General features: G+C 31.4%; 19 protein-coding genes and 1 pseudogene. 8 read left to right on the forward strand and 12 right to left on the reverse strand.

Annotated elements, in window-relative coordinates:
• The first annotated feature begins 203 nt into the window (after positions 1-203).
• A complete protein-coding gene (locus tag NSR03_RS13145) occupies positions 204-347 on the forward strand; it encodes a hypothetical protein (protein ID WP_002506316.1) in 144 nt (47 codons plus the stop codon).
• 105 nt (positions 348-452) lie between these two features.
• Here NSR03_RS13145 and NSR03_RS13150 read toward each other — a convergent pair whose 3' ends face one another.
• The 3 genes from NSR03_RS13150 to NSR03_RS13160 all read right to left on the reverse strand — a co-directional run bounded on the left by NSR03_RS13150 (position 453) and on the right by NSR03_RS13160 (position 3874).
• Positions 453-842, reverse strand: a complete 390-nt coding sequence (locus tag NSR03_RS13150; RefSeq protein ID WP_069821164.1) for a tautomerase family protein — start codon at positions 840-842, stop codon at positions 453-455.
• A 127-nt stretch (positions 843-969) separates the two neighbouring features.
• Positions 970-2469, reverse strand: a complete 1500-nt coding sequence (locus NSR03_RS13155; RefSeq protein ID WP_069802189.1) for a sodium:solute symporter family protein — start codon at positions 2467-2469, stop codon at positions 970-972.
• Between the two features lie 25 nt (positions 2470-2494).
• Complete coding sequence (locus NSR03_RS13160; RefSeq protein ID WP_021339374.1) at positions 2495-3874, reverse strand: LLM class flavin-dependent oxidoreductase; 1380 nt, start codon at positions 3872-3874, stop codon at positions 2495-2497.
• A 410-nt stretch (positions 3875-4284) separates the two neighbouring features.
• Here NSR03_RS13160 and NSR03_RS13165 point away from each other — a divergent pair, with 410 nt between their 5' ends.
• Positions 4285-5049, forward strand: a complete 765-nt coding sequence (locus tag NSR03_RS13165) for a 2OG-Fe dioxygenase family protein (RefSeq protein ID WP_069802187.1) — start codon at positions 4285-4287, stop codon at positions 5047-5049.
• 72 nt (positions 5050-5121) lie between these two features.
• On the opposite strand, the gene NSR03_RS13170 is transcribed toward NSR03_RS13165, so the two are convergent.
• The gene (locus tag NSR03_RS13170; RefSeq protein WP_002511730.1) at positions 5122-5481 is read right to left on the reverse strand and encodes a DUF1304 domain-containing protein; all 360 of its coding nucleotides are present in this window, start codon (positions 5479-5481) and stop codon (positions 5122-5124) included.
• Between the two features lie 72 nt (positions 5482-5553).
• Entirely contained in the window at positions 5554-5895 is a 342-nt protein-coding gene (locus NSR03_RS13175) for a helix-turn-helix domain-containing protein (protein WP_021339371.1), read from the reverse strand.
• 189 nt (positions 5896-6084) lie between these two features.
• Between NSR03_RS13175 and NSR03_RS13180 the strand changes: the two genes are divergently transcribed.
• Positions 6085-7089, forward strand: coding sequence for an NADP-dependent oxidoreductase (locus NSR03_RS13180; protein ID WP_069802185.1), 1005 nt, complete (start codon positions 6085-6087; stop codon positions 7087-7089).
• 128 nt (positions 7090-7217) lie between these two features.
• On the opposite strand, the gene NSR03_RS13185 is transcribed toward NSR03_RS13180, so the two are convergent.
• Positions 7218-8636, reverse strand: coding sequence for a sodium:solute symporter family protein (locus NSR03_RS13185; protein WP_002511732.1), 1419 nt, complete (start codon positions 8634-8636; stop codon positions 7218-7220).
• Between the two features lie 270 nt (positions 8637-8906).
• Here NSR03_RS13185 and bioB point away from each other — a divergent pair, with 270 nt between their 5' ends.
• The 3 genes from bioB to NSR03_RS13200 all read left to right on the forward strand — a co-directional run bounded on the left by bioB (position 8907) and on the right by NSR03_RS13200 (position 12543).
• On the forward strand, positions 8907-9890 hold the full coding sequence (gene bioB / locus NSR03_RS13190) for a biotin synthase BioB (protein WP_002511733.1): 984 nt from the start codon (positions 8907-8909) through the stop codon (positions 9888-9890).
• 306 nt (positions 9891-10196) lie between these two features.
• Positions 10197-11450 (forward strand): ATP-grasp domain-containing protein, encoded by a 1254-nt coding sequence (locus NSR03_RS13195; RefSeq protein ID WP_002511734.1) that lies wholly within the window; start codon positions 10197-10199, stop codon positions 11448-11450.
• Positions 11443-12543, forward strand: coding sequence for a hypothetical protein (locus NSR03_RS13200; protein WP_069821165.1), 1101 nt, complete (start codon positions 11443-11445; stop codon positions 12541-12543). Before NSR03_RS13195 ends, NSR03_RS13200 begins: the two co-directional genes overlap by 8 nt.
• A gap of 118 nt (positions 12544-12661) precedes the next feature.
• Here the strand turns inward: NSR03_RS13200 and NSR03_RS13205 are convergent, their stop codons facing one another.
• Complete coding sequence (locus NSR03_RS13205; protein ID WP_002506301.1) at positions 12662-13471, reverse strand: hypothetical protein; 810 nt, start codon at positions 13469-13471, stop codon at positions 12662-12664.
• Positions 13472-13544: 73 nt separating this feature from the next.
• Positions 13545-13841 carry a sensor histidine kinase gene (locus NSR03_RS13210; RefSeq protein ID WP_080588287.1) on the reverse strand — a complete coding sequence of 99 codons (297 nt, stop codon included), beginning with the start codon at positions 13839-13841 and terminating at the stop codon, positions 13545-13547.
• Positions 13842-14144: 303 nt separating this feature from the next.
• Between NSR03_RS13210 and NSR03_RS13215 the strand changes: the two genes are divergently transcribed.
• Positions 14145-16001 carry a glycosyltransferase family 2 protein gene (locus tag NSR03_RS13215; RefSeq protein ID WP_081333684.1) on the forward strand — a complete coding sequence of 619 codons (1857 nt, stop codon included), beginning with the start codon at positions 14145-14147 and terminating at the stop codon, positions 15999-16001.
• A gap of 58 nt (positions 16002-16059) precedes the next feature.
• Here the strand turns inward: NSR03_RS13215 and NSR03_RS13220 are convergent.
• A pseudogene (locus NSR03_RS13220) lies at positions 16060-16176 on the reverse strand (UTP--glucose-1-phosphate uridylyltransferase); the annotation flags it as partial.
• A 43-nt stretch (positions 16177-16219) separates the two neighbouring features.
• Between NSR03_RS13220 and NSR03_RS13225 the strand changes: the two are divergent.
• Positions 16220-16381: a hypothetical protein gene (locus NSR03_RS13225; RefSeq protein WP_176721785.1), complete on the forward strand. Its 162-nt coding sequence runs from the start codon at positions 16220-16222 to the stop codon at positions 16379-16381.
• A 365-nt stretch (positions 16382-16746) separates the two neighbouring features.
• Here the strand turns inward: NSR03_RS13225 and arsC are convergent, their stop codons facing one another.
• Genes arsC through NSR03_RS13240 form a run of 3 tightly spaced genes read right to left on the reverse strand, consistent with a single transcriptional unit; the run spans position 16747 to position 18754 of the window.
• Positions 16747-17130: an arsenate reductase (thioredoxin) gene (gene arsC / locus NSR03_RS13230; protein WP_069821202.1), complete on the reverse strand. Its 384-nt coding sequence runs from the start codon at positions 17128-17130 to the stop codon at positions 16747-16749.
• A 17-nt stretch (positions 17131-17147) separates the two neighbouring features.
• Positions 17148-18440, reverse strand: a complete 1293-nt coding sequence (arsB, locus tag NSR03_RS13235; RefSeq protein ID WP_176721788.1) for an arsenite efflux transporter membrane subunit ArsB — start codon at positions 18438-18440, stop codon at positions 17148-17150.
• Complete coding sequence (locus NSR03_RS13240) at positions 18440-18754, reverse strand: ArsR/SmtB family transcription factor (RefSeq protein WP_002511806.1); 315 nt, start codon at positions 18752-18754, stop codon at positions 18440-18442. The genes arsB and NSR03_RS13240 overlap by 1 nt, the downstream gene beginning before the upstream one ends.
• Between the last annotated feature and the right edge of the window lie 172 nt (positions 18755-18926).

Here is an 18926-nt window from a genome sequence, read left to right on the forward strand (position 1 = left end):
AAATGTGTTATTTGAAAACGTTTTCTCATTAGATTTTATGGTTATATAATAAAACTAAAAGACAAACCTAATGCTTTTTAGCACAGGGTTTGTCTAGGTTTTAAAATATTTTCTTTATTATGGAAAAAGTTAAAAATAAATATGTTTAACTTCTTTGATATGTGGAATCATAGTAATATAACATTTTAAGGAGGCGTTTATTTATGAGTAAGTTTGACGAGTATAAAGATCAAGCAACAGATAAAGCTAAAGATAAGGCCAACGAAATTAAAAATGACGACGAGAAAAAAGAAGAATTGAAAGACCAAGCAACAGACAAAGCTAAAGACTTAAAAGATAAATTCTAATTTTTGATAAACACAAAAATACACTTCCGCTACTAAGTGGAAGTGTATTTTTTATGCTTTATATAAGTGTTGTCACCTAACGAAATAATATGTCCTTGAGTTAGATTATAACTCACCTGTTAAAAATTGTGCTTCACCGTTAAAGAAACTCCAGTTTTCAGCGGTATTTTCTACTAAACTAATCATAATATCTTCTTTACGAATGCCTACTTTTTCATGTAACGTATTCACTAAATTTTTGTAGAATGTCGTTTTTTGTTCTTTTGTTCTCGGTCTTGAAACAATAGTAAATACAATCACGTCATCCGTTCTTTCGATGCCTAAGCCTGTATCTAATATTTCCATTTCATAGTCCTCATGTTGATTCACAATTAAATATTTATCACCTTTTGGTGCTTGAAACGCATCTAACATCACGTTATATGTGATATCTAAAATACTTTTGATTTCCTCTTTTTCTCTACCTTTGATCATGTCTAATTTAATTAATGGCATGTAAATGCTCCTTTTAAAATTATTTATTTATCTTTATTTGAATATCCGACTTTTAACGAAATAAACACTACAACAAACATTCCTAGAAAACCATATAACCATATCGATAACATCTCATTAACAAACATTAATTATTACCTTCTTCTACATTATATTTTTGATTATCTTTTGGCTTGATGAAAAATGCAGCAATTGTAATTGTTGCGATACCGATAAATGTTGCTACTGCCCCTGCCGACATAGTACTTGGAATAATACCGCCGAAGTAAATGACTAAATATGAACCTAGCCCTACAAACATAGATAACTCTGCTGCTCTCGCTGGTGCTTTCCTTTTAGCGTATATGGCATGTAAGATAGGACCTAATGTGCCCGCTGCGATGCCTGATATTCCAATCCACATAATGTCACTCATATGCTTTGGTGGTTGTAAAACAAGTAAAAATGATAATACACCTACAATTGGCACACTGATTTTACTTATTTGAAATGCAATTCTATTCGCTTTTTCATCACTAATATTAATTATTTTTCTTTTAACTAAGAACTTCAAGAATATGTCATTCGCAAATACTGTAGAAATAGATACAAATAATCCATCTGTTGTCGACATTGCTGCAGCTAAAATGACCACACCGAAAAGTGCTACAATCACTGCAGGAAATGCCCAAATGATATAGTCAAGCAGTGCTAAGTCTGACGTTTCGACACTATCTCCAAGCGCGACACGAGCGAATATACCACCGAATAGCACGAGTAGACACAGCCCCGTGACCATAATATAAGTATTAATCATTTTCCCTAAATCTTTTTCATTTTTCAAACCTAATATTTTATTGAATAAATGTGGTGCAGAAGCAAACGCCCACTGTATAACGATTGCACCTAAAACCATGGCAAAAGAGTTGAAATGTACAGATTCTGGATTAAATACCTTAACTAAATTTTCATTTTGGTTAGATAAATTATTTGCGATACCAGCAAATGTACTTGTTATACTCCCTTTCCAAAAAATAACGATTCCTGAGATAAATACAGCAAGACCTGCAATGGCCATAATTACCACTTGAATCGCATCGGTATAGATATCTGCAAGTGCGCCACCAACGTATACGTATAGTACGACAATAACGGCTATAAAGACGAGTCCGCTAAAGTAAGACATACCGAGTAAATATTCAAAAATCCTTGCGCCTGCAACAAACTGGCTGGCTATATAAAATATATTAAAAAGAAGTATGATGCCAGTACCGACACGCATAATATCACTATCGTAAAAATCTCCTAACCAATCTGGAAGAGATAAAGATTTTTGATTTGTATTCAATTTCCTTACCTTTTTAGCCACCATTAAGACACCCGTGGGTCCACCAATAAACATGGCTAGAAATAACCATAAGTTATTAAGACCCCATTCATATGACCAACCGGGATAGCCTAAAAAGGTGGCTGCACTTAAGTATGTTGCTGCAAATGATAGTCCAAGCACTCTAGGCCCAATGTTACCACCACCAGTGGCAAAATCAGCAATATTTTTCATCTTACGTGAACTGATATAACCGACAATAACCATGACTATCATAAATAATATGAAGCCTATCCATGTATAGAGAGTAATTTCATCCATTGTTCTTTACTCCTTTATTATTAATTTATATAAGAGTATTCGCTGCACTCTTGTTTTTTGCTGGATGATTTTCCTTTATTGTTTTTTGATCTTTACCGAACATATTTTCACGAAGTGTTGTGCCTTCGTATTCTGTTCTATATAGACCTCTTTTTTGTAATTCAGGGATAACATAATCGACAAATTCTTCAAATGTACCAGGTGAATAGCTTTGGGCGATATTAAACCCAGCGGCCCCACCTTCAACTGCCCATGCTTCAAACTTGTCAGCGACTTGCTCTTTCGTTCCAATAAATTTAGCTGTGCCATTGCCTAGACCATGATTTTTCACAGCTTCTCTGAGTGTCCATTTATGGTGTGGGTCTTTGGTATACATATTAAGATTGCCTTGCATCGCTTCAGTCTCAATATCTTCTATATACTGATCTGGGTCATACTCTGAAAAATCAATACCTGTATGTCCACTTAATAATGATGCGGAACCTTCATAGCTAATATGTTCTGTTAATGCTTCGTATTTTTGATAGGCTTCTTCTTCTGTTTCTCCGATAATTGGGAGTACCATAGGGAATACTAAAATATCTTCTTTACTTCTGCCATGCTGTTCAGCTCTTGTGTGTATATCGTCTACATAGCGTTTCAATGATTCAACTGAAGTATGTTTCGTAAACACCGCTTCTGCATGTTTCGCCGCAAACGTTTTACCTTTTTCTGAAGCACCTGCTTGAAATAATACAGGTGTTCTTTGAGGTGATGGTTCAACTATATGGGGTCCTGGCACACTAAAGAATTCACCTTCGTGGTTAATTTCATGCACTTTATCAGGGTCCGCGTACGTATCCGTGTCTTTATCGTTAACTACAGACCCATCTTCCCAGCTGTCCTCCCAAAGTTTATAAACGACTTGGAGAAATTCATCTGCTCTGTTGTATCTTAAATCTTTTGGTAATCGTTCTTTCAATCCTAAGTTAATCGCTTCACTTTCTAAATAAGAAGTGACAACATTCCAACCTAAACGACCATTAGTTAAATGATCTAATGTAGATAATTGTCTAGCTAAACTATACGGTTGTGCATATGTAGTAGAAATTGTTGGGGCAAATCCAATATGTTTTGTCACTGCCGCCATAGCAGAAATAATCGGTATAGGATCGTGCGCAGGCAGTTGAACTGCATGCTTAATTGCAGCATCACTCGATTGATTATAAACACTATATGTTCCTAAAACGTCTGCAATAAATATAGAATCAAACTTACCTTTCTCTAAAGTTTGCGCAATATTTATCCAATAATCTAATTGATTATGATGTGCACCTTGGTCTTTGTCATGTTTCCATAATCCAGATGAATGTGGGGATGGTGAGTTTTGAACAAATCCATTAAAATGTATCTGCTTCTTCGGCATATGTTTTTCCTCCTAAATGTAGTTTCGTTGTGCTTAATAGTGACTGTTGAGGAAATTTTAAAATTTAATTTAATATTTTTTGAATTACTTTACTCATTTCCTAAGATGAAAATTCTCAATATATAGAATTTTCAGATAACATCTATGCTAGTAAATATAGCGAATATTATATACTTCGTCAACACCAAAATGGTAAATGATATAAGAATAGTCGGATTAAATCGGTAAAATGTTTTTGTTCATTTTTAGAAAATCAAAATTTATCGATATTTGTGTTTGCTACTTACAATGGTATAAAATATAAAAGAGATTATTAAGTCACATATATAAGAATCATGAACAATTGGACGCAATTAGTACGGACATTCAAACATTATTAGATTTAAAAACAGAAAGGATACTATTGAATAATGAATAAATTACAAAAAGATGGTTATTCAAGATATGATTTAATGAAAAGTTTAAATTATGAGGGTATTGAACAAGATTATAATGAAATATTAGCGTACTTTGCTGATCTACCTGAAGATGATTATGCCCCTAACCTTAATAGATATAGAAGATACTCTAGAGCAATCGTGTTACCTGGCACAGAAGATGTTTTTTGGCTTCCTACCATTGAAAGAAATGGCGTTGATTATTCTGCGTATTTTCAAGGGAAGTTTAATCCAGAACATTCTGGCTCATATAGAGAATTCCATTCTATTGATGAAAATATAAGAAGTAATAAATTGTTGAACGATATTATAATAGCCAACTATCATGAAACGTTTTGGAACGAAGAGGATAAAATTTTACCGATTCATGTGGGAGTGCATTTCGTTAAATTGTATGTAAAAAATGACGGAGATAAAGCTGTTTCCTCACCGAACTGTTTACACCAAGACGGAGAGCCGTTTACTTTTGCTCATTTAATTGAAAGAAAGAATATTGTTGGTGGAACGAATGCTATCGCTGTACCGGAAGCTGCTGGGAATAATCCGGAAGATACTGATGAAAACAATATAATAGAAGTTTTTGAAATGGAGAACCCTTTAGAATCCTACGGCGTTTACGACCCTAATGTAAGTCATTATGTAAGTCCAGTTGAAAAAGGATCAGAACAAGGTACAGGTCTTAGATCTGTCATATTAATTGATTACCAACAAACAGTTGTTGCAGATGTCGATGAATAATAAAATCCCCCTACTTGTATAACAGTAGGGGGATTTTAAAGCTCATCATTACGGCAATAAGTTAAGTTCAAACTAAAAAAGCAATGAAATAAGTGCGATTATAGGGAGCCCGCCTTGTTTTAAAATTATAGATTTTTGACTAGTAATTGTCCCATATATAGCAACTAAAATGATATAAATTAAAATACAAGTAATTAATTCTCTAGGATTATGGGAAAAGAACAGCGCATATAATAACATCACACCCAGAAGTCCATTGTATACACCTTGGTTTTTCATAAGAACCTTTAAATTGGGCTTTTTTAATTCTTCCTGCTTAATATTGAATATTTTACTAGTTCTAAGGGAAGTCGTTTTAATCGTTTGTAATATCATTATATATATAAATTCAATAGCAACTAATAAAACTAAAATTACTGTAACAATACTCATAAATGAATACACCTCTTTTTCAAATGAACTTTCCATATATTAATATCACAACTTTAACTGGGGAGTAATAAATTAAGTGATTTGAAGTAACTCTCCTTCAATAACTCCAATTCTTTTGTTCAATACTTCTTTTTGGTTATTTAAAACCCCTAAATGTACTTCTAATATTGTTTTTATATCTATTTCATTATCATATAACATACCTGTATTTTTTTTGATTTCTTTTAAACTCATATTCAAATTACTTAAACATTTGATGAATTTTATCATTTCAATATCATCTTTACTATAGAGCCTTTTATTATTAGTGTCTCTTTCTATAAATTTTAATATCTCCTTTTTTTCATAAAATCTTAATTTACTTTTACTTATATCACATATGCTTGCTACTTGATCAATATAAATTTTTTCCAATGTAAGCACATCCCTTCTCTTAAACTAAGGTTTAACTGTTATCTTATTATATAACCACGCAAGAGGAGGAAAAACAATAAAAAAGGTTTGATTTCTATACTTCAATAGCAATCATTATTACAAGAAATCATTTTATTTAAGCAAGTCAGTTTAAACACTAATTAAAAAACATTAAAACGGAGGATTATTATGCAAAATGAACAAATTGTATTAAACGAAAGACCAGAAGGATTACCTAAAGATGACACTTTTAAATACGAAACAATCCAAACACCAGAACCTAGTACGGGTGAAGTACAATTAAAATCTATTTATATTTCTGTGGATCCTTATATGCGTGGAAGAATGAATGATTCAAAAAGTTACGTTAAACCTTATGGAATCGGCAAACCAATTGATGGGCATGTTTTAGCGAAAGTTATAAAATCCGAAGTAGAATACTTGGAAGAAGGAGATTATGTTACGGGTGTCTTACCTTGGCAAAGAATAATCACTACTGATGCCAATCAAGTGACTAAAATACCTTCCACAGAAGTTCCTCTACATTTATACTTAAGCATTTTAGGAATGCCAGGTATGACAGCATATACTGGTTTGTTGGAAATAGGTAAACCAAAAGAGGGAGAAACAGTTGTTGTATCTGCTGCTTCCGGCGCTGTAGGGTCTGTAGTAGGACAAATTGCTAAGATAAAAGGCGCAAAAGTAGTTGGCATTGCCGGTGGAAAAGAAAAAACACAATATTTAACAGACACATTAGGCTTTGATGCGGCTGTTGATTATAAAGGCGATGATTTTGAAGCACAACTTGCCGCATCTGTACCAAATGGTATTGATGTATATTACGAAAACGTCGGTGGAAAATTATCAGATGAAGTTTTCAAACATTTAAATACATTTGCACGTGTACCTGTTTGTGGTGCAATCTCAACTTACAATAATACGCAAACTGAAATGGGACCAAGAATTCAGGAAACACTAGTTAAAAGCCAAGCCCTAATGCAAGGTTTTGTAGTAGGACAGTTTGCAGAGCATTTTAAAGAAGCAAGCGAACAACTTGCCAAATGGGTAGCTGAAGATAAAATAAAATCACAAGTAACAATCGATGAAGGTTTTGATCAATTGCCTAATGCATTTAGAAAATTATTTTCTGGTGAAAACTTTGGTAAACAAGTGGTTAAAATATCAGAAGAATAACTTGAGATATAATCTAATATGAAAGTATATGATATAAAAAACACAATTAGCTTATAATAAAAATCTCACTCATCAAATAAGATGAGTGAGATTTTTTATTTATTATAAAGTTTTGGTGAACTGTTTGCTTAAACTGTTGCGTAATCTTTTTTACCAAAGAATGTTACAAGTAATAACATAATTATTGATAGTGGCAACCCAATTAAGATTGGATGTAGACCAAACGGATGACCTAGTATTTGCCATATCACTGCTGAACCAAGCCCACTCCACATTGCAATGTTACCTGCAAGCTTCGTAGGTTTTTTCCAAAATAGACCGAACATCACTGGCGCAAGTAAGCCTGAAACTGACATTGCAGTACCTGTTACCATAAGATCTACTAATCCTGGGATCATAAGCGCCAATACTAAAGAAATCACAGCTACGATTAACACTGAAAGTTTACTATATAACAGCATTTTATTCTGATTATCACTTTTCACATTTGGTTTTATAATATCGTTAGCTATAGATGAAGAACCTGCAATAAAGAAGGAATCCGCACTAGATATGACTGCTGCTAATAATATTATAATCATTACAAGGACTAATGGAAATGGGAACACGTTTTGGATGACATTATAATAAACTAATGGGGTTTCTGCTATGTCCAAATTCAAACCAAACTTAGCATAGACACCAATAAACACTGTCATTGCACCTAATGCTACCGCAATAATCATCGAGAGGCCATAACCATTTCTCGCAGTTTTCAAGTCTTTAGCTGCCCAAATACGTTGCCACACATCTTGTCTGATAAATTGATAAAAAGCTAATGTTAACAGATAAATTAAGATTTCATTTGGTGTGATATTAAGGAAGTTCAACATATCATTTTGATTTTGGCTACTCGCATTAGCTTTAATTTCGCTCCAATTACCTGAGTAGAATATAACCACAAAGAATAGTACTATGATACCAATCGTTAGCATCGTCCCTTGAACAACATCTTGCCAAATCACAGCTTTTAAACCGCCGAGATAAGTTTTTATAGTCAGCAAGATACATCCTATAATAATACCCGCTGTCATATTTAATCCTATTGTTAAATTTAAAATAGAAGCAATTGCAACAAACTGCATACCTGTCATCGCACAATAAGCAAATAAGAAACTGATAACAGTTGGAATACGTGCTGATTCTCCATAACGAAGCGCAGTATAATCACCGATTGTTACCATATTGTGCATTTCACCTAATAATCTAATACGTTTTAATAAAAAGAATGCAAGTACGATAACAGCGGCCATCATAGTTATATGAATCCACTGCTGTCCCATACCTAATGTATAACCATTCTCCATATAACCTAACAATGTCGCGCCACCTACACCAGTGCTGACAAATGTTAAAATCAGTGGCCATAATGTTACCGTTCTACTTGCCATATTATAGTCATCATAAGTTTTAATTTTTCGTTGTATGTATACAGACATGAGCAATAGAAAAATAAAATAAATAATGATCGTAAATCCTAAAATTAATTGTTCGCTACTATTAAACACTACACTATCCCCTCGTAAATATATTTTTTACAATGACTTTAGTTTATCGTGACTACTTAGATGAATCAAATCAAATTTTAAGTTTTTGTAAATTTTATTAGACTTCCTTAAGCAAGTTGAATATAAAACCTTGTTCCCCCCTCATCAGAATTTTCAGCTAGTACGGAGTTAATGTAAACCATTTATTTATTTTAGTTTACATTTGTATAGAAATAGCCTTATTATAAAAAGGAGAAACTATTAAAGCCTAATTAAATGAGGAGAATTAATATGAAATTAGCTGAAAACATTTTACAAGGGAAAATATTAACTAAAGATACGTTGCTAAATGTATATGAAGATTCTAACGTAGACACATTAGATTTATTAAACGAGGCTTACATATTAAGAAAACACTATTACGGCAAAAAAGTAAAATTAAACATGATTTTAAATGCAAAAAGTGGTATCTGTCCTGAAGATTGTGGTTATTGCGGTCAATCTAGGGATATGAAACAAAAGCAGCGCTATAGTTTAGTGCCAGAAGAACAAATCGTTAGTGGTGCCAAAGTAGCGCATGAAAACAATATAGGCACTTATTGTATCGTTATGAGCGGTAGAGGTCCAAGTAATAAAGAAATTGACCATATAAGTAGAACTGTAGAAGAAATAAAATCAAATCACCCACAGTTGAAAGTATGTGCATGTCTTGGATTAACCAATGATGAGCAAGCTAAAAAACTCAAGGCAGCTGGTGTCGATAGATATAACCATAATATAAATACAAGCGAAAACTACCATGAAACAGTTGTAACTACACATACTTATAAGGATAGAACCAATACTTTAGAAATTATGAAAGCAAACAATATTTCACCATGTTCTGGTGTCATTTGTGGTATGGGAGAATCAAATCAAGATATTATTGATATGGCATTTGCCTTAAAAGAAATTGATGCCGATAGTATTCCTATTAATTTTTTACATCCTATTCAAGGCACAAAGTTCGGAGAAATGGATGAATTAACTCCTATGAAATGTTTAAGACTAATTGCTTTATTTAGACTCGTTAATCCATCTAAAGAAATTAGAATTGCTGGAGGTAGAGAGGTTAATTTACGTTCACTACAACCTTTAGCTTTGAAGGCTGCAAATTCAATATTTGTAGGAGACTATTTAATTACTGGAGGACAGCCAAATCAACTAGACTATAAAATGATTCAAGATTTAGGTTTTGAAATTGACTTTGGATACAATGAACTGCAAGAAGAATAAAACTTTATTTTAATAAAAAAAACTGGGGATGAAATCAAAAATATGAAATTTGATTTCATCCCCAAACTATAACTTTAAAATCCTTTAATATATTAACCTCAAATCTGTACGCTAACTTAGATCATGATACTTCTTAATCAATCAGCTCACTAAGTTTTTCCAAACTTCTAATCAAGACAAAGTAACACTATATAAAATAAATCACAATACTATAACAAAATAATCATTTTACCAATTTTTTAAATTTACATTAATATGGTATTATTTTTATGTAATAAAATATGCATAAAAATTAAGGAGGCTAATATGGAAGAATATTTACTGTTATTAGGAGCTGATCAATTCCTTAGAGAACGATCATATGCCGGTGGGAAATTAATAGGAGATTTTCAGATATGGACAGCAATAAAAGGTTCGAAATATAAATACAATGCTTATTTTGATTTTTGTATTGATGCAGACCCCTTAAGTTATGAGGATATAAAAAATAAAATAGACTATTATAAAACACAATGTTATGAACCTAAATCTATAGTTCCTTTAAATGATTGGACACTTAAAGTAGCTAATAAGTTAAACAAAGACTACGGGTTGCCTTACCTTGATGATGAAGTCGTAGAAGCTTGTAGAAATAAATATCTAATGAAGGAAGTATTTGAAAAAGCTGATATCCCTACTCCAAAATCGAAACTTTTTGAAACTATTGAACAATTGAAAGAATTGATACAAACATTTGAATTTCCGGTTATTATAAAACCTGTAGATTTTGGTGGTAGTGGCGGCGTTTACTTAGCTCATAATGAAGCAGAATGTAAGGAAACTTACATGAAATCTCAAAAAGTTATGGCTGCTTATGCTGATTCTTTCAAAGTTTCTAAAAATACATTTCTAATTGAAGCGTTTATCGATAGTAACGAGGAAGTGTCTGTAGAAGTCTTATGTGGTGAAAACTTCTATGAAGTAATCACTGTCACAGAAAAATATTTATCTCCAAGACCTTGGTTTACTGAAATGGGCCATTTAGTTCCTAGCCACAGATATAAAGATGAAAATATTAAAAAACTAGCAATACAATCATGTAAATCTTTAGGAATTAATCGTGGGGTAGCTCACATAGAAATAAAAATCAAAGACAACAATCTATACGTCATTGAAGCCGCAGCTAGACCAGGCGGAGATGCTATTATGGATTTAGTTGAATCTTCTTACAGTATTAACCCCTATCAACTACATATTTCAATGTATATAAACAACAAACTCAAACCTCCATTCACATTCAGACCAAACAGCACATCAGCAATAGCTTTCATGAAGGCACAAAAAGGAAAAATAACAAATATCAATTTCCCAGATATATCAAAAGATACCGAAATTAAGCGTATCAGTTTATTAAAAAATATCGGTGATATCATAAGTGATCCTGAAAATTGGAGCAGTCGTGATGGTTTAGTACAATTTAGCTGGCCCGAGCTACCAACTACTAAAATATATAAACATATAAATAAAGCTAATGATTTAGCAAATAAAATTTTTGATAGTAGTGATGATTATAATGAATAATTACTTAATCATTACGGCTTTATATAGATTTATCTGTGGTGGATTAATTCTAGCGATTAACTGGGAATTAGCCAGTCCTGAATCTACAAGTGATTTAGCGATTTCAACTATTCTCTCATTCGTTCCTGCAATATTCACTCCATTTTTAATCAATTTATTTTTCAAAAATTATTCAGGCAGTAACCTTACAAAATTATCTTTTTTAGGAATATTTTTTATAGTTATCGCTATCACCATGCTTTACCAAAACACGCTTTTATTAATACTTTTGAATTTTGCTTTATGGATTGTATTTTTTCTATTAGAAACAAGTTTAGAATTGTGGTTTTCTGAATTAGTTGAGAATAAAAATGAAGAATTTATTAATAAATATAGTTCTCTTTCAATGACAGTCAATCAAGTCGCTTTAATGATAGGCCCTTTGTTTATTGCAGTAATTATGAAATTCATTGCTTTATTTTGGATTTTTTTAATATACGGGATAGTCTACTTCTTACTTCACTTAGGCATTAAAAAAGTAAAATTGATTACACATGATGTTACCTGTGAAACTGCACATACTTCAAAGGAAACTGTAAAAATAGTTCATTACCTAATTGGTATGCTTATGTGGCCAATATTAGGAACTATCAATTTTATGTTACCTACATTTACAGCATATAAAAATCGAGAGATACACGAAGTAGCATTATTAGATAGTGCTTTAGGCGTTGGTATGGCACTTATCGGTATTTTACTTAGTAAGTATATGTCCTATAAATGGATGAATATCTTTTTAATTATAAGTATATCAATATCTGTTCTGTGGTATTACTACGAGGATACAATAATAATAAAACTGCTATTAATGCTATGCTTTGGTCTATCTTTTGGTGGTGCAAGAATCATATTCAGAAAAATAATCGTGACAGAATACGCAAGTCACACTGTAAAAAGTGTTTATTCCCTGGGAAATGCACTCGGCCTATCCATTTTTTCTGTTTGTATTTATCTAGGCATGTTGAATTTGGCTCTTGTTTGGTTACCCTCATTCATTTTATTAACTATATTACTTATTTTACTTAAAACTCAATACCAAAAAGGAGCTCTGTAGATAAAAACTCAAATAGTTAAATTATAAAATTGATTATATTGAACAAAAAGGACCTCAGGTTTAACTATTTGAGCTTAATTTCAGGTGTCGTTAACTTCATAATATCGACAGTGAACAATTATGGTTTTTCTCTTTTTAGAATAAAATTCTTCACAAATTTATATTTTTTCCGGTCGTATTTCGCGTATGAATAACTTAGCACACTAAATGTAGCTGCACCCAGCAAGTTCACAAATAAATCTTTCATTGTGTCATGTATGCCGACATCAAGATAGCCACCATCAACCACATTTTCTACATGATTTCCCGACTCGTCTTTACTCTCTATAATTGTTTTCTCAATATTATCAATGTGATGCACAGTATTGTGCTCATTTGCCAAAGCTGCACTATTCACTTTTTGAACTACTCGATCTTTTTGCATGTCCATACCCATCCCCTGATCAACAGTATATTCAAAGAACTCCCACATCACACCGATTGTCATAGAAAAACAAAAAGTAACGATTGCCAGAAACAGTGGATTTAAATTGATTCCTCGTACATTTTTATTAAGTAAAAATACTAGTGAAAATCCGATACCTGCAGCTAAAAAGCCATTAATTGAATGAAGCATTGTGTCCCATAGCCTAAAATAACTGTAAAAATCTCCAAGTTCACCTAAAATTGTAGAACTAAAAATAAACAGAATAATTATAAATTCAAGTAAATTAGGAATTTCAATTTTTAATAATCGTTCAGTTAATTGTGGAATGGTAAAGAGTACAAGCGTCAAAACAAGGGTGAAAATCACATCCCATCTTTGGATAAATATCAATTCATTAATAAGGCTGAACATAACAATTAAGCGCAAAATCACATATACGGTGATTACTTTCTTATTTGCCGTTTTCGTGCTACTTGTAAATATCTTTTTAAAATTATTCATAGGCAACCTTCTCCAATACTTATAGCGTATAACTTACAACCAATGAAATGATATATAAGCAGTTTTATAGTTTTTACTCGCTTCGTTTATCCCATTCACATATAATGGATATTTTTTCATTCTCTAATTTTGCGCATATTTTACCATCCATTTTCTTCATATAACTTTGTGCAATTGATAAGCCCAATCCGCTTCCATATCCTATACGAGAACGATCTGCCATATAAAAACGATTAAATATTTGTTCTACATTTTCTTGAGTTAAATTCGGTGCATCATTTTCCATGATGACGATAACTTTAGCATCTTCTACTTTTAAATAGATGTTCACATCACCATTTGAATATTTAATCGCATTCGCTATTATAATTTCTTAAACTATAACATTACAAGAGGCATAGAAACGAATAAGCAAACCTGTTAAATGAATAGAGTAACATTCTAAGTGAATTATTTTTAGAGTCATGTTTGATGCATTTCTACATATAAGGCACTAAAAGTCGAGCTATAAACATTAAAAGTATAATTTCACTTTATGTATCTTCAAATACGTAGTTAATCATCTTTATTAATATTTGAATGTACATTACATGAAAATAATATATAATGGTGATAAACACTTTTAGTTACAAGCAATAAGGAGGAGATTACAATTCAGAAATTAATTTCAATAGTGGTAACAGTATATAACAAAGAACCTTTTTTAGAAAATTGTATTCAATCCTTAATTAATTTAAATATTGATAAGTCGCAAATTGAAGCTATTTTTGTGGATGATGTTTCCACAGATGGTTCGTACGCAATATTAAATCGTTATGCTGAACAATATGAATTTATTCGAGCTATTCAATTAGATGAAAATTCAGGCGGCCCTGCAATCCCACGTAACATTGGTATGCAAGAAGCCAATGGAGAATATTTAACTATACTAGACGCTGATGATTGGTTAGAAGCAGAAGGTTTTCCTAAATTAATTCGTCAGATGCAAACACATAATTCAGATATTGGGTTTGGTCAATGTTACAAACATATGAATAATGAAATAAGAAAAGTAGCTAACTTCGCTTCTTATAAAGAAGCGAATGGACTGGTACCTTATGAAATTTATAATATATTTAGAGCTGTTGGCCCTTGGGGTAAAGTGTTCAAGCGCTCAACTGTTATTGATAACAATATGAAGTTCAAAAATTTAAAGTATGGAGAAGATAAACTGTTTTATTCTGAATTAATCAGTAAATCTCAAAGTGCTTCTATGTCACCAGAACCTGTCTATCATGTAAATCGTTATGCTGATAATATTTCATTAATAAAAGCCACTGACATGATGGAAAAATCTCAGTTTAATTTGGATGTACTTAAAGAAATTATTCAAATGGAACTTCCTGAATACGCTAAAGAGCAAATTTTATGTCGTAGTTTAGAAATGGATTTTATTTCTCGTTTCTTAGTTACAAAAACATTCTTGAATTCTAATGACAAGGATTTCTTTTATCAACAATTCAATGAAGTTGAATCTGTAATCACAGGTGCAGGCTACGAGATGGAAAAATTATTAATAAATGATAAGTATAAAAATGTTTATCATACATACCACCATAATCAAAAGAATTTTGTATCATATATTGAATATATGATTTATGAAGCAAATGCTTATAAATATATTAAAGATCACATGGTTTATTTTAAATATCCTGAAAGTTTCAAGAATTTGGTTGAACTTAAAACAAAATGTACTGCCATATACAATGGTACAAGACTAATCAATAATACATTTTATGAAGTCATAGAATTGTATAAACAACCTAATATAGCTATTGACGCAGTAAAATTAGTCAAAATTAAAGATGACCGCTTCAGTAAAAAAGTGGATTTCATAGTAGAAAATGACTGTATTTATATTAAAACAGACGATTTGAAATTTGAAGATACTGATTTTAATATTTCAATTCAATATAACGGCTTTGACCAAGTGTTAGTTCGTGCAACTTATCCAAATTTTAATGACCAAAGTAAATTAAAACGTCAGAACTTTCACCTTGAATTTATTTCAGATAAAAAAGAAGCTGTTTCATTAAATACGGATCATTATCTAGTACATGCGCCTGACCATATTGTTGTGAAACAAGAAATCAACAGATATAAAAATACTGATTTCAATGATCCCCTCGACTCAATTGCAAAAGGGCAACTTATAAAAATTAAAGCAACTGGGAAAAGTGCTGATCAAACACCTCTATTAATCACCAATGATGATTTATACATCACAGCGGATAAAGCGTTTGTAACAGAAATAAACCTTAATAAGATTGAAGGTTATGTATCTCATATTCCAAAATCAATAGAAGTTATTAAAAAATGTAAATTGTACGAAACTATTTCATTTAACAACGATCCAATTAAAACTTTAAAACCTGGAATGACATTAGATATTGTTGATCTTGCATTCACTGACAAACTTACACCTAGATTAAAAACTTCTGATGGCTATTATTTAACAGCAAATGAAAAATTTGTTGATATTATAAACTGATTATACTTAAGATAAAAAAACGCAATCTCACTATTGTTAAGTGGATTGCGTTTATTTTTTATAAATTTAAGTTGTTAATAAATGCTTTTAATTCATCTTTCATGTTCTTATCTTTTAATGCATATTCAATCGTTGTTTTGACAAATCCCAGCTTTTCTCCGACATCATAACGGTTAGGAACTATTTTAAATAGTTCTTTAAATTATGGAGGTGAAAATATGTCTAAAACCTTAGGACTGAATTTATTAAATTTAATTGCATTAATTTTGTTCGCATTGGCTATGATGACTAACATCTTCGGTTCGCTTTCTATTTATTTAATAATTATTTTACCAATATTGATCTTAATAATTGGTTTCTATGTTTTAATTACTAATTAAAAAAAACACAATAACAATAACTCCTACTATAATAAGTTCAAGTAAAAAAGACTCGATTAAGCTCGAGTCTTTTTTCTTAGCTAATCATATAAATGCACAATTTCATGTTATAAACCATTGGTAATGATAAATTTTATTATTAAATGTCTAAAAAACCGCATCACTTGTGATACGCTTCTGCTTATCAGTTAATGATGCGGTTTATAAAGTAAGATAAATTTTACTTATTTATATATGTATCAAGTATTATATATCATATAATTGCACCCTATTCAATTTTTAAGGAATATATCTCTATAAATTCAGCAATATGCTATAATTTTTTAAAATTTCAACTGTATCAACTATATAAAGAAACGCTCGCATTATACGAGCGTTTCTTTATATTCTTGTATTCTACTTCCGATTTCATCTCTAACACGTTGAAATTCTGACCATTCTTTTCCTGCTGGATCATCAAAGCCCCAGTGTTCTTTTTTGACGTTAGGTGGTATGATGGGACAATTATCATCTGCATTGCTACATAATGTTATGACTAAATCTGATTGTCTTAAGATATCATTATCAATCAAGTCTGATGTATGATTTGAGATATCAATACCTACTGCTTTTGGATTAACACCATGTGTTTCAATTCCAGCAGAATAGACATAAAAACTGTCACCTAAAATTTTCTTTCCCCAACCTTCTGCCATTTGGCTACGACAAGAGTTGCCAGTACATAAAAAATAAATTGTTTTCTTATCCATAGTTAAAGCCTCTTTTCTTAAAATATAATTAGTGTGAGATATAAACCTAAGAGTGTGACAAATAGTACCGGAATAGTAATAATGATTCCAGTTTTAAAATATATTCCCCACGAAATCTTTACACCTTTTTGTGTTAACACATGTAGCCACAATAATGTTGCTAAAGAACCAATCGGTGTGATTTTCGGTCCTAAATCAGAACCTATTATATTGGCATAAACCATACCTTCTTTAATGGTTCCTACTACATTAGATTGTCCAATCGCTATAGTATCGATTAAGACAGTAGGCATATTATTCATAATGGATGATAAAAATGCTGATATAAAGCCCATGCCCATAACACTACTGAATAATCCATGACTTGAAATATTAGATAATACTTCAGCTAAAATTGATGTGATGCCAACGTTTTTTAATCCAAATACAACTAAGTACATACCTATAGAAAATAGAACAATATTCCATGGTGCACCTTTAATCACTTGTTTAGTATGAACTGCAGGAGAATTACGAGCTAAGATCACAAAGATAAGTGCAATCGTACAAGCAATGATCGATACAGGGATTTGAATAAACTCACTAACAAGATAGCCTACAAGTAATATTGCTAATACTAGCCAAGAAATCTTAAATAATTTTAAGTCTTTAATTGCATCATTTGGGTTCATAAGATTCTTTTTTTCGAAAGTTTTTGGTATAGATGTTCTGAAATAAAGCCATAATACAAATATGCTAGCGATCAGAGAGAATATATTTGGAATAATCATTCGACTAAAGTACTCAATAAATCCAATATTGAAGTAATCAGCAGAAACGATATTTACTAAATTACTCACAATTAATGGAAGTGATGTAGTATCAGCAATAAATCCACTTGCAATAATAAAAGGGAATATCGTTTTTTTACTGAAACCCAAATTTCTTACCATCGCTAATACAATTGGCGTTAAGATTAAAGCTGCACCATCATTTGCGAAAAATGCAGCTACTATTGATCCTAATAGCATAATATATACAAACATTTTTAAGCCGTTACCGTTTGAAGCTTTGACCATATGTATTGCAGACCATTCAAAAAATCCAATCTCGTCTAATATTAATGAAATAAGAATAACAGCTACAAATGTTAAAGTGGCATTCCAAACGATACTTGTTACCTCTAGTACATCAGAAAAGCTAACAACACCTGTAATAATAGAGATGACCGCCCCAATTAAAGCTGTAATACCAATATCTAAACCTTTAGGTTGCCATATCACAAAGATTAAAGTTAAAAGAAAAATTACAATTGCTAAAGTCGTCATCATCAACATTCACCTGATTTTATATTTTTACATACACAACGTTGGTTATATGTGTTAATAATGTTTATATTTTGATTGATATCATCTAAAATAACATGATTAAGTTGATACATATGTTTGTTACCATCTTTACGTGTATAAACTAATTCGTTATCTACTAATAACTTCATATGATGACTGAGTGTTGGTTGTGAGAATTGAAAGTGCTCCAACAAATCACAAGCACATAATTCACCACAAGAAAGTAAGTCTAATATTTCCAATCTGCTTGGATCTGATAACACTTTTAATATTGTTGAGAGTTCTTTATAAGACATATATCTACCTCCTAGATATTAAATAGATTAACAACTATATAGATATATGTCTATGTAGTTGTTTGACTGTATCGTAATTACAAGTATTAAAATCGGGATGAAGAGTAGTTAATGTCGTTTCAATAAAAAAAGGCACATCCACATTATTGAACAATTCGTCAATATGTGATGT

It is taken from the genome of Staphylococcus sp. FSL W8-1207 (assembly GCF_038003745.1).
In the GTDB taxonomy this organism is placed as follows: Bacteria; Bacillota; Bacilli; order Staphylococcales; family Staphylococcaceae; genus Staphylococcus; species Staphylococcus equorum.